At 63.3% G+C, this 20863-nt stretch carries 27 protein-coding genes and 4 pseudogenes; 12 read left to right on the top strand and 19 right to left on the bottom strand.

The features are described from left to right. Window positions 1–44: 44 nt before the first annotated feature. From X726_RS147620 to X726_RS1000000169360, 3 genes and pseudogenes are all read right to left on the bottom strand, one after another. Complete coding sequence (locus X726_RS147620) at window positions 45–1238, bottom strand: HlyD family secretion protein (protein ID WP_023671526.1); 1194 nt, start codon at window positions 1236–1238, stop codon at window positions 45–47. After that, complete coding sequence (locus X726_RS147625; protein ID WP_023705728.1) at window positions 1235–1705, bottom strand: MarR family transcriptional regulator; 471 nt, start codon at window positions 1703–1705, stop codon at window positions 1235–1237. The genes X726_RS147620 and X726_RS147625 overlap by 4 nt, the downstream gene beginning before the upstream one ends. Window positions 1706–1831: 126 nt before the next feature. After that, window positions 1832–2040: pseudogene (locus X726_RS1000000169360) on the bottom strand (iron chelate uptake ABC transporter family permease subunit); the annotation flags it as partial. A gap of 128 nt (window positions 2041–2168) precedes the next feature. Between X726_RS1000000169360 and X726_RS147630 the strand changes: the two are divergent. After that, complete coding sequence (locus X726_RS147630; RefSeq protein WP_023671524.1) at window positions 2169–3002, top strand: AraC family transcriptional regulator; 834 nt, start codon at window positions 2169–2171, stop codon at window positions 3000–3002. Between the two features lie 42 nt (window positions 3003–3044). Here X726_RS147630 and X726_RS147635 read toward each other — a convergent pair whose 3' ends face one another. The 3 genes from X726_RS147635 to X726_RS1000000172405 all read right to left on the bottom strand — a co-directional run bounded on the left by X726_RS147635 (window position 3045) and on the right by X726_RS1000000172405 (window position 5321). After that, window positions 3045–3980, bottom strand: a complete 936-nt coding sequence (locus X726_RS147635; protein ID WP_023671523.1) for a helix-turn-helix domain-containing GNAT family N-acetyltransferase — start codon at window positions 3978–3980, stop codon at window positions 3045–3047. Between the two features lie 79 nt (window positions 3981–4059). After that, entirely contained in the window at window positions 4060–4242 is a 183-nt protein-coding gene (locus tag X726_RS1000000171800) for a hypothetical protein (RefSeq protein WP_245272138.1), read from the bottom strand. Continuing rightward, window positions 4176–5321 carry an MFS transporter gene (locus X726_RS1000000172405; RefSeq protein ID WP_023671521.1) on the bottom strand — a complete coding sequence of 382 codons (1146 nt, stop codon included), beginning with the start codon at window positions 5319–5321 and terminating at the stop codon, window positions 4176–4178. The genes X726_RS1000000171800 and X726_RS1000000172405 overlap by 67 nt, the downstream gene beginning before the upstream one ends. A 170-nt stretch (window positions 5322–5491) precedes the next feature. Between X726_RS1000000172405 and X726_RS147640 the strand changes: the two genes are divergently transcribed. Then, a complete protein-coding gene (locus tag X726_RS147640; protein ID WP_023671520.1) occupies window positions 5492–6118 on the top strand; it encodes a TetR/AcrR family transcriptional regulator in 627 nt (208 codons plus the stop codon). Here the strand turns inward: X726_RS147640 and X726_RS147645 are convergent. Beyond that, window positions 6115–6984, bottom strand: a complete 870-nt coding sequence (locus X726_RS147645; protein ID WP_027049677.1) for a hypothetical protein — start codon at window positions 6982–6984, stop codon at window positions 6115–6117. The genes X726_RS147640 and X726_RS147645 overlap by 4 nt on opposite strands. Before the next feature lie 83 nt (window positions 6985–7067). Here X726_RS147645 and X726_RS147650 point away from each other — a divergent pair, with 83 nt between their 5' ends. From X726_RS147650 to X726_RS1000000171795, 5 genes and pseudogenes are all read left to right on the top strand, one after another. Beyond that, the gene (locus tag X726_RS147650; RefSeq protein ID WP_023671518.1) at window positions 7068–7865 is read left to right on the top strand and encodes a methyltransferase domain-containing protein; all 798 of its coding nucleotides are present in this window, start codon (window positions 7068–7070) and stop codon (window positions 7863–7865) included. A 184-nt stretch (window positions 7866–8049) separates the two neighbouring features. Further along, window positions 8050–8148, top strand: a pseudogene (locus X726_RS1000000169355) (co-chaperone GroES); the annotation flags it as partial. Then, complete coding sequence (locus X726_RS147655) at window positions 8112–8420, top strand: co-chaperone GroES (protein WP_050588564.1); 309 nt, start codon at window positions 8112–8114, stop codon at window positions 8418–8420. The pseudogene X726_RS1000000169355 and the gene X726_RS147655, both read left to right, overlap by 37 nt. Window positions 8421–8483: 63 nt before the next feature. Continuing rightward, window positions 8484–9384 (top strand): annotated as a pseudogene (gene groEL / locus X726_RS01000000167180) (chaperonin GroEL); the annotation flags it as partial. A gap of 7 nt (window positions 9385–9391) precedes the next feature. After that, window positions 9392–10492 (top strand): annotated as a pseudogene (locus X726_RS1000000171795) (TCP-1/cpn60 chaperonin family protein); the annotation flags it as partial. A gap of 71 nt (window positions 10493–10563) precedes the next feature. Here the strand turns inward: X726_RS1000000171795 and X726_RS147660 are convergent. Beyond that, window positions 10564–11172: a TetR/AcrR family transcriptional regulator gene (locus tag X726_RS147660; protein ID WP_023671514.1), complete on the bottom strand. Its 609-nt coding sequence runs from the start codon at window positions 11170–11172 to the stop codon at window positions 10564–10566. A 102-nt stretch (window positions 11173–11274) separates the two neighbouring features. On the opposite strand from X726_RS147660, the gene X726_RS147665 reads away from it, so the two are divergent. The 3 genes from X726_RS147665 to X726_RS147675 are packed head-to-tail and all read left to right on the top strand — an operon-like array spanning window position 11275 to window position 13180. Further along, complete coding sequence (locus tag X726_RS147665; protein WP_023715199.1) at window positions 11275–12285, top strand: NAD(P)-dependent alcohol dehydrogenase; 1011 nt, start codon at window positions 11275–11277, stop codon at window positions 12283–12285. A 41-nt stretch (window positions 12286–12326) separates the two neighbouring features. Further along, a complete protein-coding gene (locus tag X726_RS147670) occupies window positions 12327–12776 on the top strand; it encodes an OsmC family peroxiredoxin (RefSeq protein ID WP_023671512.1) in 450 nt (149 codons plus the stop codon). 17 nt (window positions 12777–12793) lie between these two features. Beyond that, a complete protein-coding gene (locus tag X726_RS147675; RefSeq protein ID WP_023671511.1) occupies window positions 12794–13180 on the top strand; it encodes a nuclear transport factor 2 family protein in 387 nt (128 codons plus the stop codon). A 71-nt stretch (window positions 13181–13251) separates the two neighbouring features. On the opposite strand, the gene X726_RS147680 is transcribed toward X726_RS147675, so the two are convergent. Then, on the bottom strand, window positions 13252–13767 hold the full coding sequence (locus X726_RS147680) for an OsmC family protein (protein WP_023671510.1): 516 nt from the start codon (window positions 13765–13767) through the stop codon (window positions 13252–13254). Window positions 13768–13823: 56 nt separating this feature from the next. Then, window positions 13824–14249, bottom strand: a complete 426-nt coding sequence (locus X726_RS0135735) for a GFA family protein (RefSeq protein WP_023715197.1) — start codon at window positions 14247–14249, stop codon at window positions 13824–13826. Between the two features lie 182 nt (window positions 14250–14431). On the opposite strand from X726_RS0135735, the gene X726_RS147685 reads away from it, so the two are divergent. Then, window positions 14432–15424, top strand: coding sequence for an AraC family transcriptional regulator (locus X726_RS147685; protein ID WP_023671508.1), 993 nt, complete (start codon window positions 14432–14434; stop codon window positions 15422–15424). 23 nt (window positions 15425–15447) lie between these two features. Here the strand turns inward: X726_RS147685 and X726_RS147690 are convergent, their stop codons facing one another. The 8 genes from X726_RS147690 to X726_RS147715 form a co-directional block, all read right to left on the bottom strand. Then, on the bottom strand, window positions 15448–16059 hold the full coding sequence (locus X726_RS147690) for a LysE family translocator (RefSeq protein WP_023671507.1): 612 nt from the start codon (window positions 16057–16059) through the stop codon (window positions 15448–15450). Window positions 16060–16128: 69 nt separating this feature from the next. Beyond that, a complete protein-coding gene (locus tag X726_RS147695; RefSeq protein WP_023715196.1) occupies window positions 16129–16509 on the bottom strand; it encodes a YkgJ family cysteine cluster protein in 381 nt (126 codons plus the stop codon). Between the two features lie 4 nt (window positions 16510–16513). Further along, window positions 16514–16678, bottom strand: a complete 165-nt coding sequence (locus X726_RS1000000171185) for a hypothetical protein (protein ID WP_023671505.1) — start codon at window positions 16676–16678, stop codon at window positions 16514–16516. Window position 16679: 1 nt separating this feature from the next. Further along, window positions 16680–17087, bottom strand: a complete 408-nt coding sequence (locus X726_RS147700; RefSeq protein ID WP_023671504.1) for a hypothetical protein — start codon at window positions 17085–17087, stop codon at window positions 16680–16682. After that, window positions 17087–17311: a hypothetical protein gene (locus tag X726_RS147705; protein ID WP_023671503.1), complete on the bottom strand. Its 225-nt coding sequence runs from the start codon at window positions 17309–17311 to the stop codon at window positions 17087–17089. Before X726_RS147705 ends, X726_RS147700 begins: the two co-directional genes overlap by 1 nt. 293 nt (window positions 17312–17604) lie before the next feature. Next, window positions 17605–17814, bottom strand: coding sequence for a cold-shock protein (locus X726_RS147710; RefSeq protein ID WP_023671502.1), 210 nt, complete (start codon window positions 17812–17814; stop codon window positions 17605–17607). 464 nt (window positions 17815–18278) lie between these two features. Beyond that, window positions 18279–18608, bottom strand: a complete 330-nt coding sequence (locus X726_RS0135730; protein ID WP_023756411.1) for a YciI family protein — start codon at window positions 18606–18608, stop codon at window positions 18279–18281. 30 nt (window positions 18609–18638) lie between these two features. Next, window positions 18639–19292, bottom strand: a complete 654-nt coding sequence (locus X726_RS147715) for a glutathione S-transferase family protein (RefSeq protein ID WP_023671499.1) — start codon at window positions 19290–19292, stop codon at window positions 18639–18641. A gap of 171 nt (window positions 19293–19463) precedes the next feature. On the opposite strand from X726_RS147715, the gene X726_RS147720 reads away from it, so the two are divergent. Beyond that, a complete protein-coding gene (locus X726_RS147720; protein ID WP_023671498.1) occupies window positions 19464–19643 on the top strand; it encodes a CsbD family protein in 180 nt (59 codons plus the stop codon). Window positions 19644–19693: 50 nt separating this feature from the next. Here the strand turns inward: X726_RS147720 and X726_RS147725 are convergent, their stop codons facing one another. Further along, entirely contained in the window at window positions 19694–20818 is a 1125-nt protein-coding gene (locus X726_RS147725; RefSeq protein ID WP_023671497.1) for a metallophosphoesterase, read from the bottom strand. Window positions 20819–20863: the final 45 nt, after the last annotated feature.

Raw genomic sequence — 20863 nt, 5'->3', positions numbered from 1 at the left:
CCGGGCCGTGATCCTGCTTTTCGAGATCACGGTCCATTCACAGTCTATTGTGCTTCGCCTGCGGTGGCGTGGCCGAAGATAGCGGGGAACCCGCGAGCAACGCCGGTATCCACCGTAACCGAGGCGCTCATACCGGTGCGCAGCGCCATTTTGGCGTCGGCATCGGTCAGCTCCAGGCGCACCGGAATGCGCTGCGTGACCTTGACCCAGTTGCCGGTGGCGTTTTGAGCAGGCAACAGCGAAAACTCCGCGCCGGTGCCGGCGCCGATCGCCTTGACGGTGGCCTCGAAAGTTCTGCCCGGATAGGTGTCGACGACGATCTCGGCCTTCTGGCCAGGCTTCATGTGGGTAAGCTGGGTTTCCTTGAAATTGGCATCGATCCAGGTGTCGCCGGTCTCGACCAACGCAAACAGCGGCGTGCCGGAACCGACATACTGGCCGATCTTGAACGAGGAGGCCTGGCTGATGACGCCGTCGGCCGGCGCCTTGACCGTGGTCTGCGCCAGATCGTAGGCGGCCTTGTCGCGCGCGGCGAGTGCGGCCATCACCGTCGGATGCTTGTCGGTCTCGATATCGGGATTGCCGGCGAGAGCCGCCTTGGCGCTGATGATGCCTTGCTCGGCAACGGCCAGTTGCTGCCTGGCTTTGTCGAGATCGTTCTTGGCCTCGTCCAGCGACGATTTGGCGTTGATGCCCTTCTGGGCAAGGTCGGCGGCGCGGTCATACTGCGACTGCGCGTAGTCGACCTGGCTGGCATCGGACTTTTCCTGCGCCAGCGCCTGGCTGTAGGCGGCGCGCAGCTGTTCGATACCGACGCGTGCGACTGCGACCGCCGCGTCGGCCTGCGCCAATGCAATCCGGTAGGGCTCGGGGTCGACGGCAAACAGCACATCGCCCTGCTTGACCTGCTGATTGTCCGAGATGCCGACCTGAACGATGCGTCCGGCGGTGTCCGAGGCGATCGACACCTTGGCCTGCTGCAAATTGGCGTTCTCGGTTTCCTGATAGCGGCCGCCGGTCACCCAGACATAACCGCCACCAATGGCCAGCGCGGCCGGCAGGGCGACCATCAGCAGCAAGCGGCCGAGGCGGCGCTTCTTGACCGGAGCCGGAGCGGGTTGAACCGGGGGAGCCACCGCGACAGGTGCTGCGGCCGGCTGTGCAGGCGCTTCGGCGGCCGGCTTTGCCGGCGTCTCGATCTTGGTTACATTCTCGTCTAGTTTGGCTGCCGCGTTCATGCTGCTGCCCCTTCCGTACTCTTCAAGGACGACGTCTCGCCGTCCGCCAGGTTTTGCACGATGGTGTCCAGCGCCCGGATCAGGACGCGGCGGTCGTCCGGCGAAACGCCGACCAGCGATTCCTCATAAACTTCGCCGGCAAGGCTTTTGACCTCGGCATAGGCCGCGTTCGCCTTGGCTGTCGGGAAGATCATGCGCACGCGCCGGTCAGTTGCATCGGAGCGCCGTTCGATCCAGCCGCCCTCCTCCATCCGGTCGACGAGGCGTGAAACGCTGATCGGCTCGATTTCGAGAAGTTCGGCGAGGCGAGCCTGGGCGACGCCCGCCTCCTTCGCAACGCGAACCAGAAGCCGCCATTGTGCCGAGGAAAGGCCAAGTCCGCTGGCGCGCGCCTCGAAGCGCTTGCGCATAAGGCGCTGCACGTCGTGGATCAAAAAGCCCAATCTATCTATGCCGTCGGAAACCATGAGCGGTATATATTATAAGCGTGCTTACCATTCAAGGCGCCGCATTGCACCAGAGCCGAAAAAGAGGGATGGCAGCCATGCAGATGCGGTCATGGCACAGTCAATGACGGTTGCGGATGACCTCCCGACCGTGACGTGAATTGCCGTCGAGAACGCCGCGAGGAGAAAGGTCGTCTTGCGCGTCCTCGCCACCGGCACACCTAGGCTTTCGGCGGCATTTTCGCCGGCGGCGAAGGCATCGAGCCGGCGGTGGTTCCACAGCGCATAGGCAAGGATGGTGCCCGCACCCAGCGCGCCCAGATATTGTCCCAGCGAGCCAGGCCGAGGCCGCCCAGCAACGGCTTTCCACGATGGTGACCTGCCACAGTCGACCAGCGCCCTTCGATTTTACGACAGGCGCAATTTCGATCAAACTGGCCTCGCAAAAAGCCGACAAAATGTGCCGCCAAATGCGAGGAGACCTATGAACCCGACCGAGAAAGCGCTGTGGTTTGTCGAGAGCCATTTGCCGGAAGCGATCTCGCTTGAGGATGTCGCGCAAAGCAGCGGCGTCTCGCGCTTTCATGTGACGCGCGCCTTTGGCGCCGCCACCGGCCGTTCGGTGATGGGCTATATGCGCGCGCGCCGGCTGACCGAAGCGGCGCGCAAGCTGGCTTCCGGCGCGCCCGACATCCTCGCTGTCGCGCTCGATGCCGGCTACGCCTCGCACGAAGCCTTCACCCGCGCCTTCCGCGATCAGTTCGGCACGACGCCGGAACTGGTGCGCGCGCAGGGCAGTCTCAGCAATCTCGACCTGGTGGAGCCGATCCTGATGGACCAGTCCTTCCTCGCCTCACTGCCGCCGCCGCGCTTCGAGACCGGCCATCCCTTCCTCATTGCCGGCCTCGGCGAGCGCTACAGCTGCGAAGCCAGCGCGGCTATTCCGATGCAGTGGCAGCGCTTCGGTCCCTATATCGGCAACATTCCGGGCGAGACCGGCGACGTCGCCTATGGCGTCTGCGTCAACGGCGACAATGCCGGCAATTTCGACTATATCGCCGGCGTCGAAGTTTCGGATTTCTCGGACCTGCCGAAGGAGCTTTCGCGGGTGCGGGTGCCGGCGCAGAAATACGCCGTGTTCACCCATGCCGAGCACATCTCCACGATCCGCCGCACCGTCAACACGATCTGGAACAAATGGCTGCCGGCCTCGGGGCACGATATAGCCGACGGCCCCGAATTCGAACGCTACGGCCCGGAGTTCGATCCGCGCAGTGGCAATGGCGGGCTGGAGATATGGATTCCGGTTAGAGTGTGAGAGCGTTTGCGCGCGATCTTGCCTTCTTCCGGTGAAAAGGCGCTACAGCTCCAGCTTCCAGTTCTGGCCGACCAGATCCTTGCCGAAGGTGTGATGGCGCTCTTCGTCCACCAGCCTGAAGCCCGCACTCTCATAGATGTGCCGGGCGGCGGTCAAAATGTCGTTGGTCCACAGGGTCAGCGTCTTGTAGCCCCTGGCGCGGGCGAAGCCGATGCACTCCTCGACCAGCCGTTTGCCGATGCCGAGGCCGCGCGCCGAAGGCTCGACATAGAGCAGGCGCAATTTTGCCACCTCGTCGGACTTGCGCACGACGAAGACCGAGCCGACTACCTCCTCTTGCCGCTCGGCAATCCAGCTGCGTTCCCATTCTGGATCGAAGGATTTTACGAAGGCGCCGAGGATTTCGGCGACCAGCGCCTCGTAGGTTTCGTCCCAGCCATATTCCTGTGCGTAGATCTGTCCTTGGCGGCGCACGACCCAGCCGATGTCGCCGACCTGCAAGGGGCGCAGCACATACGGCACTTTGGGCTCGGCGTCCTCGCCCAGGAGCTGCTGCACCGTCTGCATGGCCTTGGCCAGCCGGTCCTGTTCGGCAGCGGGAAGCCGCGCCAGCAAGGCGGCGACCTGGTCGTGCGAAGCCCGGTTCAGCGGCACGAAGGCCTGCCGCCCCGCCGGCGTCAGCGTGATCGACGATTGCCGCGCATCCGACGCCAGCGCCGCGCGCGAAATCAGCTGCAGGTGCTCGAACTTCTTCAGGAGCCGGCTGACATAACCGGCATCGAGGCCGAGATCGCGAATGAGATCGCTGGCGGTCAGGCCATCGCGATGCGCCAGTTCGTAGAGCACCCGCGCCTCGGTCAGCGAGAAGGCGCTTTTCAGCAGGCCTTCGTCGAGCAGACCTATCTGGCGGGTGTAGAAGCGGTTGAAAGCCCGCACCGCGTCGATGCGCTCCTTGCCGGGCTGATGATGGATCGTCATGGGAAGCCTCCTGCCCATCAACGATCGGCCATTTATTTGACTTAGTCAAGTATGTACGAGATGCTCACGCGGTCGCTTCTCAGGCGATCGCGCGGCGGCGCCGCGCGATCAGGACGAACAGGCCGAGCAGCACGACGCTGGCCGCCGCACTGGCGGCGGCAAATTCCGGCACCGGGCGAAAATCCTTGCCGTCGATCAGCAGCGATGCCGCGACCGGGCCGATCGCCAGACCGAAAAGCTGGGCCGCCGGCACCAGAAGCACGGCCGTGCGCGTCTCGTCGGNGCGACCGGGCCGATCGCCAGACCGAAAAGCTGGGCCGCCGGCACCAGAAGCACGGCCGTGCGCGTCTCGTCGGCGGTGATCGCCAGCCGGATCTGATAGGGCACGATGAACAGAAGGATGAAGCCCATGATCAAGGCCGCGACCCAGAAAACCGTCAGGCCGGGGCTGCCGGCGAGCACCACGGAACTGGCGACGGCGACCACGCCGATCGCCACGATCGCGAAGCGGTAATCGATGCGCGCCTCGAAGACGGTAGCCGTCATTGCGCCCAGCACCTGCAATGCGAGGTTGGCCGAGACGATCAGGCCGACGGTGCGGCCATCGATGCCGTATTGTGCGCCAAGTGGCTCGAGAAACGCCCAGACCGAGCCGAAGAACATGAAGTAGCAGAAGACGCTCAGCAAAGCGGCAAGCGAAGGAACGGTCAGCACATTGCTGAACTGTTCCTCCTTGGGCAGGTCGGCATAGCTATCCGGGACGATGAAGGCGACGGCCACCGAGGCGATGCAGACGACGGCAAGAACGATGAAGCCGCCCGCCGATCCGGCGGCCGGGATGACGTAAAGCGCCAGCAGCAGGGCAAGGGCGCATTGCGCCAGGGTCTGAAGGGTGACGAAGAAGCCGCCGATGCGCTCGGCCCGGCGCGAACGGGCTATCAGTTCCGTGGCGACCGCCACCAGCCCACCCTCGGCGAGGCCCGCCACCGCGCGGGCGGCAATCAGCGAGGTCGAGGTCAGCGCATAGGCGGTCGCCCCGTTCGCCAGCGCCAGCAAGAGCAGAAGGACGGCACTTTTCAAGCGCATATTGTGGGCGGACAGCATCATGGCGATGGCCGCCGATCCGATGCCGATGGCGATCATCTCCGCCGTGGCGACCAGCGCGAGTTCGTCACCGCTGACATGCCCTTCGGTGTAGAGCGCGCCGAGAAGCACCGGCTGCAGCCCGAGAATGAGCAGGCCGACCGAGCCGATCCACAATGCCGAGGCGAGCTGCGCCCCAGTCGGGTTGCCGACCAGCCAGTCGCCGTTCCCGGCATCCGCGTTACCAGCAGAAGTCACGGTCGCCTCCCAACGTCCTTGCCTGTCGGCAAAAAAACTGACAGTCTGTCAGCATTTAGAAACTGATACTCGATCATATTCGTTTGTCAATCAGTAGCGGGACTTGGCACCAACAAGGCTGGGGATGGTCTTGGCGATCGAATGGTCTGGGCGATCGAGAGGATGGCGGCATGAACGAAGCAGTGCAGATGACGACCGAACCGAGGCGCAGGCCCAAACAGGAGCGCAGCCGCGAGCGCATCGACGCCATCCTGTCGACGACCATGCGGCTGATCGGCGAGAAAGGCATCGACGCCGTCACCATGAAGGAAGTCGGCGCACAGGCCGGCGGGCCGATCGCCACCGTCTATCATTACTTCCCCAACAAGTCGGCGATCCTGGCGATGCTCTACGAGCGATTCTCCGAAGTGAGCCGCGCCCGGCTTGCCGCGATCGTTGCCGAGGTCGGCGGGCTGAGCGACGTTATCGCTGCGGCCGACCGGCTGCTCGACGACTACTATGAGCGCGTCGCCGGCGACCCCGCCATTCAGGACCTGCAAAACGCCATCCAGGCTGACAAGGCGCTGAAGAATCTCGACATCGCCGAAACCCGGCACCAGGCGACGATGTTCTGCGACCATGTCGGCCCCTTTCTCGCGCCAGAGCGACGCAATGAGTTCGGCCGTATGGTTTTCCTGATCTTCCAGCTGGCCGGCGGCGTCGTGCGCATGGCGCTGACCCAGGACCAGGAGGAAAGCCGCCACACCATCGAGGACTACCGGTCGATCATCCATACGCAGTTGGGACTGTTTCTCTAGCGCCCGATTCGACCCCGTCCGGTCTGGTGGATGAGGTTTTCGAAGCCGTCGGCCAGGTTGGCGGCGCCGGCGGCGACGATCTTCGACAGGTTTCTGGCGCGACCCGGGGTCTTGTTGGCATCGAGCAGCACGGCCCTGCCCTCATGCACGACAAAGTCGAATTTGCCATAGTCGAAGCCCAGCTTCCGACGCAGGGCGCGCAATTCGTCGGGAACCGCAACCGGCTCCCGGCGGATGGTGTCGTCGCCCTTGACCAGGCGCTGTGGCGAGACATAGCGGGTGCAGCGCTCCCGATCGCCGCAGAATATCCAGAACCGCGCCGCAAACCCGTCGGGCTCGATTTCGGGAATGAATTTTTCCACGATCAGGTCGGCACGCCTGAAAATCTCCGGCGCCACATCGGCCAGCGAGGCATGCACCTGATAACGGTCGAAGGTCTGCGCGCCCGGGAAAGGCACTGCCTTGCCGGCGCGAACGGATTTTCGGTTGAGCTGCTCCTCGGGCGTCCCCCAATGATTGAGGTTGCTCTTGACGATGACCTGGCCGCTCCAGTTGGCACCCTCCTCGAGGATCGCACCGCTGATGCGGCGCTTGGAAATGTCGGTCGCACCAAGATTGAGACAAATCGGAAATCCGCGCGCGTAGTCGACATAGTCCGATGGCGTCACTGTCGCGTCGACATGCAGGACGGCAATATCGGCGTTATGACTTGCCGAGGGTCCACGCATGATCTGCACGGAGTGACCGCGCCGTTTCAGCTCCGCCAGGACGTCGAACAGCATGTAGGGGCTGTCCTGGCGCAGCAGGAGGCCCCGCCGGCTCTGGAAGCGGTCAAATTCATGCGTTATGACGGCAATGCGGGCCATGGCCTTTCCATGCATGAGGTAACTCGCAAGGCAACCAACAGCCTGGAAGGAAATATGTCCAGCCTTTCCCCAAACCGTTCCGCATGACTGAGCATTGGGACGCAATTCGCCGTCACTGGCGGCTTCTCGGGTCGCCGCTGTGTCCGCCCCCGGAAGCTGTCGCCGCCTATGAGCGCGAACTTAGCCTGCAATCGGTCGATGTGGTGCTGCTCGGGGTCACGCCGGAGCTTGCCGGCCTCGGAAGGACCATGCTCGCGATCGACGAGTCCACTGCCATGATATCGGGCATCTGGCCGGGCGATACCGCCTCACGCAAGGCGGTGATCGGCAACTGGCTGGAGTTGCCGCTGGGCGACGAAAGCGCCGGGGCGGTGATCGGCGACGGCTGCCTGTCGGCGCTGGACTCCTCGGTTGCACGGCAGGCGCTGCTTGCCGAGATCGCGCGTGTGCTGAAGTCCGATGGGCGGGCTGCATTGCGCGCCTATGCAAGCCCTCAGGTGCCGGACGATCTGCAGGAGGTCCGGGCGCTGACGCTGTCCGGTGGTGTCGCGACCTTCCACGAACTCAAATGGCGCATTGCCATGGCTTGTGCCGGCGGCGATCCCGACCGCGCCATTCCGGTGCGGGCGATCCTCGACGCCTTCGATGCGCTGTTTGCCGACCGGGAGGCCCTTGCCGCGACGACCGGATGGGAGATGCCGGTCATCGGCACCATCGATGTCTATGCGAATTCGCAGACTGTCTACAGTTTCGCCCCGGCGGCGACGCTGGTCGAAGAGGCGAGCCGGTTTTTTGACAGGGTCCGCCTCGCGCCGACAGGGACCTATGGGCTGGCTGAACGCTGTCCGCTTCTGGTGCTTAAATCGCCGCGGCGCCGGTAGGGTCTGCCGTCGGATCGCGGCACGGCTCCAATTGGCACAATTGTGCTCACCGTTCGCCTTGACTCTCGAAAGCCACGCGCTTATTTCAGCGCACGTTAGCACTCTCCCCAGGCGAGTGCTAACGCACATCCGGCACCGCCGGATCGAGGAACAGCTCTCACCGTTCTCATTCGAGGAAGAAAAAATGGCAAAGTCGAAGTTCCGCCCGCTTCATGACCGCGTGGTCGTACGCCGGGTCGAATCCGAATCCAAGACCGCCGGCGGGATCATCATCCCGGATACGNTCATGACCGCGTGGTCGTACGCCGGGTCGAATCCGAATCCAAGACCGCCGGCGGGATCATCATCCCGGATACGGCAAAGGAAAAGCCGCAGGAAGGCGAGATCATCGCCGTCGGCTCCGGCGCTCGCGACGAAGCCGGCAAGCTGGTCCCGCTGGACGTCAAGGCCGGCGACCGCATCCTGTTCGGCAAGTGGTCGGGCACCGAAGTCAAGCTCAATGGCGAAGACCTTCTGATCATGAAGGAATCCGACATTATGGGCATCATCGGCTGATCATCGGCCTCACCGTCAACTAATTTCGGGCTTGATCGCAAGCCCCCTGCCAGGAGCTAAAAAATGGCTGCTAAAGACGTAAAATTCTCCCGCGACGCCCGCGAGCGCATGCTGCGCGGGGTCAACATCCTCGCCGACGCAGTGAAGGTCACGCTCGGCCCCAAGGGCCGCAACGTCGTCATCGACAAGTCGTTCGGCGCACCGCGCATCACCAAGGACGGCGTCACCGTCGCCAAGGAAATCGAGCTTGAAGACAAGTTCGAAAACATGGGCGCGCAGATGGTCCGCGAAGTTGCTTCGAAGACCAACGACATCGCCGGCGACGGCACCACGACCGCGACCGTTCTGGCGCAGTCGATCGTCCAGGAAGGCCACAAGGCCGTTGCCGCCGGCATGAACCCGATGGATCTGAAGCGCGGCATCGACCTGGCCGTGACCGAAGTCGTCGCGGCTCTCGGCAAGGCTGCCAAGAAGATCAAGACCTCCGAGGAAGTTGCCCAGGTCGGCACGATCTCGGCCAATGGCGACGAGTCGGTCGGCGCCATGATCGCCGAAGCGATGCAGAAGGTCGGCAATGAAGGCGTCATCACGGTTGAAGAAGCCAAGACCGCCGAGACCGAGCTGGAAGTCGTCGAAGGCATGCAGTTCGACCGCGGCTATCTCTCGCCCTACTTCGTCACCAACGCCGACAAGATGGTTGCCGAGCTCGAGGACGTCTACATCCTNGATCAAGCAGCAGATCGAAGAGACCACGTCGGACTACGACAAGGAGAAGCTGCAGGAACGTCTGGCGAAGCTCGCCGGCGGCGTTGCGGTGATCCGTGTCGGCGGCGCGACGGAAGTCGAAGTCAAGGAAAAGAAGGACCGCGTCGATGACGCCCTCAACGCGACCCGTGCGGCCGTGGAAGAAGGCATCGTTGCAGGCGGCGGCGTCGCTCTCCTGCGCGCTTCGGCCAACATCAAGNGTCGGCCTCAACATGCTCGGCCGCGCCAAGAAGGTGTCGATCTCCAAGGAGAACACCACCATCGTCGACGGCGCCGGCAAGAAGGCCGAGATCCAGGGCCGCGTTGCCCAGATCAAGCAGCAGATCGAAGAGACCACGTCGGACTACGACAAGGAGAAGCTGCAGGAACGTCTGGCGAAGCTCGCGGGCGGCGTCGCGGTGATCCGTGTCGGCGGCGCGACGGAAGTCGAAGTCAAGGAAAAGAAGGACCGCGTCGACGACGCCCTCAACGCGACCCGCGCGGCCGTGGAAGAAGGCATCGTTGCAGGCGGCGGCGTCGCTCTCCTGCGCGCTTCGGCCAACATCAAGGTCACCGGCGTCAATGCCGACCAGGCTGCCGGCATCAACATCGTTCGTCGTGCACTGCAGGCTCCGGCCCGTCAGATCGCTTCGAACGCAGGTGCTGAAGCTTCGATCGTCGCCGGCAAGATCCTCGACAACAAGGGCGCGACCTACGGCTACAACGCCCAGACCGGCGAGTATGGCGACATGATCGCCATGGGCATCGTCGACCCGGTCAAGGTCGTTCGCACCGCTCTCCAGGACGCGGCTTCGGTCGCCGGCCTGCTCGTCACCACCGAAGCCATGATCGCGGAGGCTCCCAAGAAGGAGTCGGCNACCCGTGCGGCCGTGGAAGAAGGCATCGTTGCAGGCGGCGGCGTCGCTCTCCTGCGCGCTTCGGCCAACATCAAGGTCACCGGCGTCAATGCCGACCAGGCTGCCGGAATCAACATCGTTCGCCGTGCACTGCAGGCTCCGGCCCGTCAGATCGCTTCGAACGCAGGTGCTGAAGCTTCGATCGTTGCCGGCAAGATCCTCGACAACAAGGGCGCGACCTACGGCTACAACGCCCAGACCGGCGAGTATGGCGACATGATCGCCATGGGCATCGTCGACCCGGTCAAGGTCGTTCGTACCGCTCTCCAGGACGCGGCTTCGGTCGCCGGCCTGCTCGTCACCACCGAAGCCATGATCGCGGAGGCTCCCAAGAAGGAGTCGGCTGGCGGCGGCATGCCTGGCGGCATGGGCGGCGGCGGCATGGGCGGCATGGGCGGCATGGATTTCTAATCCAAGCTATCTGGCTTATGCATACGGAAAGGGCGCCGAGAGGCGCCCTTTTTATTTTGGAAAGCGGATGGTTAGGCGGCGCTGTCCGCCTGCCGCGCAACCTTGCCTGCAAGCACCGCCTGCTCGACAAGCGCCGCCACCTCGTCGGCCACCACCAGCACCGGTGCACGGTCGCGGGTGGCCCGCGCAATCACCATAAGCCCTTCCAGCGACGATTCGATCAGCAGCGCCAAAGCGTGCGCGCGGCGTTCGGGCACCCCTGCCCTGACGAAGGCCTGTCGCAGCAAGCCGATCCATTGCTCGAAAGCCGATCGGCAGAGTTCCGCCAGTTCCGGCACATCGGTGGGTGAATCCAGCACCACCGGCGCGATGGGGCAACCCAGCGAAAAATCATTGTCCTCCAGCATGCGCCCGACCGACTGGTAGATGTGATGGACGGCCACTGCAGGATCGCTCTCGGCTGCCAGTGCTTCGCCCAGCTTTTTCGTGACGTCGGCAACGCTGTTGCGCGTCACCTCGATGACCAGTTGGTCCTTGCCGCCCGGGAAATGAAAATAGAGCGAGCCGCGCGGCGCCCCGCTGGCGCCCAGAATGTCGTTGAGCGAGGTGCCGTGATAGCCGCGCTGCCTGAGCAACAGGCCTGTGGTCTCGAGTATGCGGGTGCGGGTGTCGTTGGCCATGTCAACCTCTGTCAGCAGTGACGCATTATAGGCCTTGCCAAGAATATGACAATCGGTCTATATAATATGTAGATCAGTCTATATATTATTAAGGAGAGTGACATGCGCAGCTACCGTCTTGGAGGGTTTGGTGGAACCGAATCCCTGGCGATGCGCGAGGAGGCGCGGACGGAACCGAAACCGCATGAGATCGTGGTGCGAGTCCGCGCCGCCTCGCTCAATCGGCGCGACACGATGATCCTTGGCGGCACCTATCCGTTGCCGCCGCGGCAAGGCATCGTGCCGCTGAGCGACGGCGCCGGTGACGTCGTCGCAATCGGCGATGCCGTTACCCGTTTTGCCGTCGGCGACCGCGTCACCGGCAGCTACTTCGCCCGCTGGATCGATGGCCGCATCAATGCCGGTCTGATCGACCAGCTCGGCTGTACGCTGGACGGCATGCTGACTGAGTTTGCCGTGCTCGACGAACAATGGGCGGCGCGACTGCCCGATCATCTGAGCTGGCACGAAGCGGCGACGCTGACCTGCGCCGGCGTGACGGCCTGGAACGCGGTGACCCGGACCCGGATTCCGAAGCCCGGTCAATGGGTTCTCACCATCGGTTCGGGTGGCGTTTCGCTGTTTGCTCTGCAGTTCGCCAAGTTGCTCGGCTGCCGGGTTGTCGCCATCACATCGCGCGCGGAGAAGGCCGACAGGCTGCGGGCGCTGGGCGCCGACCTCGTTGTCTCCAGCACCGACATACCGGAATGGGGCGGCTGGGCGCGCGAGCAGACAGGCGGAGTCGACCTCGTCGTCGAAACCGGCGGCCCGGCCACCTTCGCGCAGTCGCTGATTGCCAGCACGCTTTATGGACACATCGTGCTGCTGACGCTGCAGGACGCCAGTGGCAGATCGATCGAGATGCCGGCAGCGCTTTATCAGCGCAGCCTCGCCACCATCAGCCGCCTGTTCGTCGGCAGCCGCAGCAATCTTGAGGCCATGCTGCGCGCCGTGTCGCAGCATCGCCTCAAGCCCGTTATCGACAGGGTCTTCCCCTTTGCCGAAGCCCCCGAAGCGTACCGCCACTTCCAGCAGGGCGACGTGTTCGGGAAGGTTGTCATCGACTGCGCCTGACCCAATTGCCCGCTTTTCAACCCCGAATCAGGAGAACGACCATGACCATCCGTGAAGCTTCCGCAGAATGGCAAGGCACGCTGAAGGAAGGCGGCGGCCGTCTGCGGCTTGGCAGCGGCGTCTTCGAAGGCGCCTATTCCTTTCCGTCGCGGTTCGAGAACGGTCCGGGCACCAATCCCGAAGAGCTGATCGGGGCAGCACATGCCGGCTGCTTCTCGATGGCGCTGACCTTCATCCTCGGCCAGGAAGGCCACGTCGCCCGCACCATCCGCACCGTCGCCAAGGTGCATCTCGGCGCGACCGCCGCCGGGCCGACGATCACCCACATCGAGCTCGAAACGGAAGCAGAGATTCCCGGCCTTCAGCCTGCCGAATTCCAGCGTATGGCGGAGACGGCGAAGACGACCTGCCTTGTCTCTCGCGCTTTGGCCGGCGTTACAACCATCACCCTCAAGGCCGAGCTGGCCGCCACCACTGCCACGGAACAATGAAAACCAGGAGATATGAGATGAGCCAGGACAGCATCACGAGCATTCATCCGGGCGACCACTCTAGCCAGACGGCCGAGATCATGCGTCGCTTCAACGATGTGTTCCAGTTGCACGATCCGTCCGCGCTTGCCGAGTTGGTGGCGCAGGATTGCGTTATCGAAAACACCGTGCCGGCGCCGGACGGCGCCCGCCATGCCGGCAAAGAGGCATGCATTGACCTATGGTCGGCGACCGCCACCCAGCCCGGCACGCGCTTCGACCTCGAGGAAACCTTCGTCGCCGGTGAACGGGCGACGATCCGCTGGCGCTACTTCATGGCCGACGGCAACTCCATCCGCGGCGTCAACCTGATGCGTGTCGCGGACGAGCTGATCGTCGAGGCGATGGGTTACGTCAAAGGATAGAAGCGTTGCCCGGCACTCCCGTTCCCAGCCCGGAATCTCGCTCAAGTCGAGTTTCCGGGCCTGTTTTCTGGTCACTGGATGACGCGGTGCAGCTTCACCGTGGTGCTGGGACTATTCTGGATGGTCTGGAAGATCACGCAATAGCGATCCGTGAGTTCGAGCAGTTGGTCGAGCTGACTTTGGGGAGCGTCGGTGTCGATGTCGAACCGCAAGCGGATTTCCTTGAAGCCGACTGGAACACCCGCAGTGACGCCGAGCGTGCCGCGAAGATCGACGTCACCTTCCGCGGAAACTTCGGCGGACCTGATCGGAATTTCGAGCACGGCCGCCGCCGCGCGCATCGAGACACCGGCGCATGCGATCAGCGCCTCCAGCAGCATGTCGCCGGAGCACAGTTCCTGGCCGCTGCCCCCGGCCATCGGATGGATGCCGGCAAGCGCCAGCCCGCGTCCGGTCTCGACCTTGCAGGTCACGGTGGACGCGTCGGCGACGCCTTTGGCCTTCAAGGTGAGGAACGCGGCCTTCGCATCCCTGCGATAGAGATCCTTGATCGGCTCCTGCGTGGCGCGAAATGTTGCGATTTCCATGAACAATCTCCTGTCTTGAATTGTCGTTGTCAAAAATGGCGAGCAGTGGCCGGGCCTTATTCCGGCACCGCGATGCCGGAGCCGCCGAGCTCAGCCGGAAAGTCCCTGAGCTTGGGCAGCCCGTCCTTCATCGGCAGCACGGTCTCAGCGTAGTTGACGTGAACTCCAGGCGTGAATTTCACGCCTGGTATCGTTGCCGCATAGACATCGACCAGGCCGAGCGGCGGATGAACGGTCATCAGATGACCACCGCATTTCGTGCAGAACTGGCGATCGCTCATTTCGGTCTTCTCGAACCCGGACAGGAACTCCGCGCCCCCGGTGACCTTGACGTTCTGAGGCTTCCACAGCGTGAATGCGTTCACGGGAGACGCCGACCACGATCGACACGAACCGCAATGGCAATAGCCCATTGCCTCGGCGGCTCCGTGCACTTCGATTTCCACAGCGCCGCAAAAACACCCGCCCTTATGTACCGTCATGATATTTGTCCCTGGTTGGTTTCGACAGCACTCAGCGCCCACTCTCGGCAGCGCTTGAGCACCGGTGCAGGTTTAGGAGTTCTGGCCGCGAACTGAATGATACGGCGTCCGCCTCGCTTGACAGCGCGTCCGGAACTCGAAAGGGATGGCTGGCCGGCTAGCCGGGTGCGGGACGAAACGGAATGGCCGGGGATGCTCTGTCTGACCTGTTGAGGACGGTACGCCTTACCGGCGCGACGTTTTTTGACATTGAGGGCCACGAGCCGTGGGCCGTCTGCTCGCCGGCGCCATCGTCCATCCTGCCGAAGATCCTGCCCGGTGCGGACCATCTGATCTCCTACCATGTGGTAACGGCCGGTCGCTGCTTCGCGCGCATCGTCGGCCAGGAAGCGATCGCGCTGGAGGCAGGCGAAGTCGTCGTCTTCACCAGGAGCGACCCGCATATTATGTCCAGCAATCCGGCGCTGCGCGCCGATCCGCCGACAGCCGACGTTCTCGACATCGCAACATCCAGCCGGATGCCGTTTTACATCAACTGCGCCGGCGACGGCGCGACCTCGGCCAGGCTGGTTTGCGGCTATCTCGCCTGTGATGCACAGCCATTCAATCCCCTGCTCGAGGCTTTGCCGCCGGTGATCAAGGCCGGAGATGCCAAAGGCGATGGCGGCTGGCTCAGCCAGTTCATCAACCTGGCTGTCACGGAGGTGGCGCAAAAGCGCGCAGGCAGTGAAACGGTGCTCACCAAACTGAGCGAACTGATGTTTGTCGACGTGTTGCGCCGTTACTTGGAATCGCTGCCGCCACAAACCACGGGATGGCTGGCTGGCCTGCGCGATCCAAACCTGGCGAGGGCACTGGCGCTGATCCACGACCGGCCGGCGCATAACTGGACGGTGGAGGCGCTGGCGAAGGACTCCGCGCTGTCGCGCAGCGTGCTCGCCGAACGCTTCACCAGGCTGGTCGGCATGCCGCCAATGCATTATCTCGCCAAATGGCGCATGCAGATCGCCTCGGAGCTGCTCAGCGCCGGCACCAGTAACATGGCCAGCATTGCCGCTGAAATCGGCTACGAATCCGAGGCAGCGTTCAGCCGCGCCTTCAAGAAGATGATCGGCCTTCCGCCCTCGGCCTGGCGTCTAGGCATCCGGACCGGATCCGGAACCGACGAAGAGTAGGCCGAGGCCTGGCAGCTCCTGTTCTATCGATCAGCCAGCGCCAGCTTGGCGCCAAGCATGACAAAGGCGCCGGCGAAGGTGCGGCGCATCCAGGTCAGCACCATCGGCCGCGACACGACATGGCTGCGGATCGAGGCCGCAAAGATGCCGTAAGCGACGAAGACGACGAAGGTCAGTAGCATGAAGACGCTCGAGAGTTCGAGCATCTTGGCAAATGCGTTCGGTTCGGTCGTGCTGACGAATTGCGGCAGGAAGGCAAAGAAGAAGATCGACAGCTTCGGGTTCAGGATGTTGATCAGGATACCGGAGGTGATGACCTTGGCTGCCGAGCGGGGTGCCGCGTTTTCATCGACGCTCAGGCCGCCCTTCTCGTTCAGCGTGTTCCAGGCCATGTAGAGGAGATAGGCGACGCCGAGATATTTCAGCGTCTCGAAGGCGACAGCACTTGTGTGCAGCAGCGCCGCCAAGCCGGTGATGGCGGCGGCCATATGCGGGATGATGCCAAGCGTGCAGCCGAATGCAGCAGTGATCGAGGCGCGCGCGCCTCGCGAAAGCCCGGCGCTCAGCGTGTAGAGAACGCCGGTGCCGGGCGAAGCCACGACGATCAGCGACGTCAACAGGAATTCGATGCTCATGGTTCCTCCAACGCCCTGCCCGTAGTGGAAGCTATCGGGGGATGTGGGATGAGGCAAGGTGGGCGTCGGCTAGATCGTTGGCATCCCGTGCGCCTTGCGCGCCATCAGGCAATCGTCGCCGCCAGGCATGCAGGCGTGGCAGACGTCCGGGCGGATCTCGTAGATGCCGCAGGCCGTGTGCTTGCCGATCTCGCCCGTAAGCGCCGAACAGCGCACGCCCTCGCAGCGCATCCCGGACAGGTCGGCGGACACGAACTTTTCCGGAATCCGGTCAAGTTGCGCATCGTCCTCGGTCGAAAAGCGCGGCCATTCGGCCGAGTAGGAGCAGCAGGCGCCGCAGCTCTGGCAATCGAAAACCGGCTGGTCGTCCTGTTTTGACGACCGGATATCCCTGGCGGCCAACGCGACCAGCCCAGGCGCTGCGAGATTGCGATCGGCTTGGTGCGGCAAGGCGCTATTTCTTCTTGCCTGCCTTGCCCTTGGGCGTGGCGGCTGGCGCCTCGAACAGATCGGTCGCCGACGGTTCGGCGGCCTTCGGCGCGGCAGCGGGCTTGGCCTGCTTTGCAGTGGCAGCAGCCGGCGCTGCCGGCTGGTCCTTGGTGGAAAACTTTATGGCCATGTCAGTCCTCGTCGGAAAAGCGGGATGATGGTGCGCGCGGATTGCGCAAGCGGCCGATCAGCGCCGAGACCGCTGTGATGTTCATTTCCTCGGGCGACCAGTTCCTCGCCTCGGCAATGTGGTGCGCCGCCAGTTCGCGATGCGTGCTGCCGCTATAGGCGGCATCCTGGTAGGTCACGCGCTCCTGGGTCTTTTTGTCCTCGCGGACATATTCGACCAGATAGTTCGGGGCTTCGGCACGGCCGCGCACGCCGACGCGCACCTGGGCATCGCCATGCGCGCGCTTGCAGCGCTCGAGCTTTTCCAGCACACGGCGGACATATTCGACCGGCTTGTCCAGGCCCGGGACCATGGACGCTATGGTCGCATCGGCATCGATCGGCGTCGGCGGTACGCGCTTGGTGGCCATCAGCGTTTGCCTGCCCGCTTCGGCAGCGCCGCAAGGGCTGCGGCCGCTGCCATGTCGTCGGCTTCCTTTTCCTTGCGCAGTTCGCGCAAGCGCGCGGTCTTGGCTTCGCGCGCCTCGCTGACGGCATCACGCTCGGACAGGATGCGGTTGAGTGACATCGACTGGGTTTGCGTCTTGCTGAACAGCGAGCCGGCCTGGTCGGCGGTCTTGGATTGAGTGGTCAAAACTTTCTCCTGTCGGGAGCCTGGTGCCGATAGAGCGAGAGCGGTCTTCGATTACGACCAAAGCAATACGGCAGCGGGGCAGTATGGGCGGTTCAGATTGCTGGAGCGTCCCTTAGCACGTTCCGGCCGGCGTGCGGCGCACTTTTAGCGGCACGACGCACAAAATGAAAAAGGCCAGGCACCGCCTGACCTTCCATGAAAGCGCCGCGCATCCAGTTGGATGCGCAAGGCGCTCCTTTCAGCCTTTCATCGGTGCCAGTACATCCGTGGTCACCGGAAGGCCGAATTCCTTATCAGGCCGCCTTCAACTGGTCGGCGGACATCTTGCCCGACTTGTTGTCGCGGGTCATCTCGTAGCCGAGCTTCTGACCCTCGACGATGTCACGCATGCCGGCGCGCTCTACGGCCGAGATGTGGACGAAAACGTCGGCGGAGCCGTCGTCAGGCTGAATAAAACCAAAACCTTTGGTGGCGTTGAACCATTTCACTGTGCCGGTGGCCATGAAGAACCCTTTCCCTGGCAAATATTCGTTCACCATCGTGCGACTGCACAACAGCGTTTTGTCTCGATTTTTGATGGGGAAGTTCGTCAAAGGCGCGCATCATGCGCGGATAACAAAAGTCGGTCAAACAAATATCGACATGTTTCTTATAGACTTCTTTTAGCGCCGAGTCAATTTCTGGTTTGCCCGCAGCCTAAATTCAACCTGAGGATGCCCGAGGCATAAGCCTCAACTGACGAGGTGGCGGAGCTCAAGGCGTTCCAAAAAATATTCCACGCCCCGGAACCAATCGCAAGCCGGCGCATTTCCGTGGTGTCAGCAATTCAGAGAGCAATCTCGGTAATGCTGGCAAAAGAACGCCTCCCGCACATTGAACGGTGCGAGAGGCGTTCTTGTATGTGCCGTTGTCTGACACAATTCCCAAGGGAAAACCGTTTCACACTTTTCCTTAAACTTACGCTCGCCTACAGGATCGCGCTGATCAGCGGCAGGATCTCGTAGCGGAAACCGCGGCCGGAGCTCGACACCGGATCGCCGTCGGTGACCGCTCTTGCCTCGGCTTCGCTGCCGACACGCAGGATCAGCAGACCCCAAGGGCCGGCCGGGTCGGCGACCGGCCCGGCGAGGATCATGGTGCCCTCGGCAAGCTTGCCGCGCAGATAGTCGGCATGCCGGCCCATCAACTCCCTCTCCTCCTCAATCAGGGTGAAGGCGAAGTCCGGCCGAGGCGGGATCAGCCGGCAGTGGAAGATTGTTGGCGCGGTAGTCTCACGCGGTCCATCATTGCTGGCCATCGGTCACTCACCGTGATGTCATTAGTGGTCCTATTCGTCCGGGCCGGGTTCCGGCCAAGTCTCCTTCGCTGCTTCCGCATACCAGTGCCGCATCGCCGGCGTTGCCAACACGGCGTCGACGTAGGCGCGCGTGTCGGGCGCGAGCTTGCCGCCATAGGTGTCGAAGCGGGTGACGACAGGTGCATACATGGCATCGGCCGCGGTGAAATGACCGAACAGGAAGGGGCCGCCCTTGCCGTATTGTTCCCGGCACTGGCGCCAGATCGTTTCGATGCGCGCGCGCTGCATTTCGCCTTCGGCGTCGAGCGGCTTGTGGGCCTTCGGCCGGCGCAAATTCATCGGCCAGCCATAGCGCACCTCGCGAAAGCCGGAATGCATCTCGGTCGCCACCGAGCGAGCCAAGGCGCGGGCGCCGATATCCTGCGGCCAAAGTTTTTTCTCCGGAAACAGGTCGGCCAGATATTCAAGGATGGCAAGGGTTTCCCAGACGATCCTGCCATTGTGATTCAACACTGGCACAAGGCCGGTGGGCGAGACTTTCGCCAGAGCGGCAAAGGTCTCGGGCGTGCGCAGGCGCACGAAACCTTCCTCGAACGGGATCTCCAGATGCTTCATCGCCACCCATGGCCTCAGCGACCAGGACGAAAAGCACTTGTTGGCGATGATGAGCGTAAATTCAGCCAAGGCGGTCTCCCCAAAATTTCGTCACACTAGTCACACGATACGACGCGGCAAAGCGTTTCGGCGACCATATAAGCGACCAGATGCGACGATGATCGCCGCCCAGGGAACCTAAGCCAAGCCGGCCCGTTTGCCTCCTGCGAATGAATCCCCGGAATCCCAGGAGATGCAAAGATGGTGAACAAGGATCAGGTTGCCGGCGTGGCCAAGCAGGTCAAGGGCTCGGTCAAGGAGGCCGGCGGCAAGGCGACCGGCAACAGGCAGACCCAGGCCGAAGGCACGGCCGACAAGACCGCCGGCAAGGTGCAGAAGGTCTATGGCGACGTGAAGGACAAGATCAAAAAGGCGCTCTGACCCGATCTTGCAGGCAATGAGGAAGGCGGCTCAAGGCCGCCTTTTTCTTGTCAGAGGCTGAGGCTCTTGCTGAAGGCGCTGGTGAACTTGACCCCGCCCCGGTCGCCCGCCGCCTCGCCCAGCACCACGTCCATGCCGTCCCCGGTTACCCTCACCAGCGCGAAGCCACCCATATAGGCAGCCTTCGGCTTGAACAGGTCGAGGCCATCGCTTTTGTAGATCATAGGCACTTCGTGCTGATGGCCATGGAAGATGGCGATGACATTGTAGCCCTTCAGCGCCGCCAGCAGCGCCTGGCGGTCGGCCTCGCTCCACCAATGCGGCGCGCCTGCGCCGTCATCGTCATAGGTGCGCTTGGCCGGGTCCCAGCGCTCGACCGAGAAAGTGTCCCAGCCATAGTGCTGGAACAGGATGACGGGACGGCCATCCGCAGCGTAGGTCGTCAGATCCTGCTTCAGCCACGGCAGGCTGCTCACCGCGCCGTGGCCGGTGTCGCCGGCAAACCGGTGGGTCTGGACGAGATGCAGGCCGCCCCAGTCCCAGGAATAGCAGTCGGTGTCGACATCGTATTCGGTGGCCGGCACCGGGGGCTTGAAGAACACGCCGGGGCGATGGTTGACCTCGACATAGTCGCGCAATTCGCGCCGGTACCAGTCGACGTGCGGCGGCGAGCCGTTCTGGTCGAGATCGTGATTGCCGAGGCCGACATAGACCGGCATGTGCACGCGATCGGGACCGACGCCCTGTTGATAGCGCTGGCTGAACTGCAACAGTTGCGTGCCTTCGCTGGGCTCGGTGATCTGGCCGCCGCCATCGTCGGTGATGTCGCCGCCGACAACGAGGCCGAGCGGCGCATCGATGCGGCCGCCGGCCGAACGCAGGCGGGTTGCAACGCCATCGATCTCGACTGGCCATTGCCGGCCGGCCAAGCCATTGAGGACAGCGACATTGCGCAACAGCGCGGCATCGGTCTTGCCTTCCTCCAGGCAGTTGGGGCTGAGGCCGCTCGACATGCGGCAGGCATGGACATCGGCGATGAACAGAAAGGTGGCGTCGATGGGCTGGATGCGCTTGCCGGTCTGGCCAAGCGCGGCGCGCGGCAGCATGCCAGCCATGGCAAGGCCGGCTGCCTGTGCGAGGAAATTGCGACGGGAGAGGACGAGCTTGCGATTCATGACCTGAAATTCAGCACAGCCGGCGCCCCACCGTCCAGTTGCCAG

The sequence above is a fragment of the Mesorhizobium sp. LSJC285A00 genome (genome assembly GCF_000503155.1).
Classification (GTDB): Bacteria; Pseudomonadota; Alphaproteobacteria; order Rhizobiales; family Rhizobiaceae; genus Mesorhizobium.
This window is presented reverse-complemented; position numbering and strand designations above follow the sequence as displayed.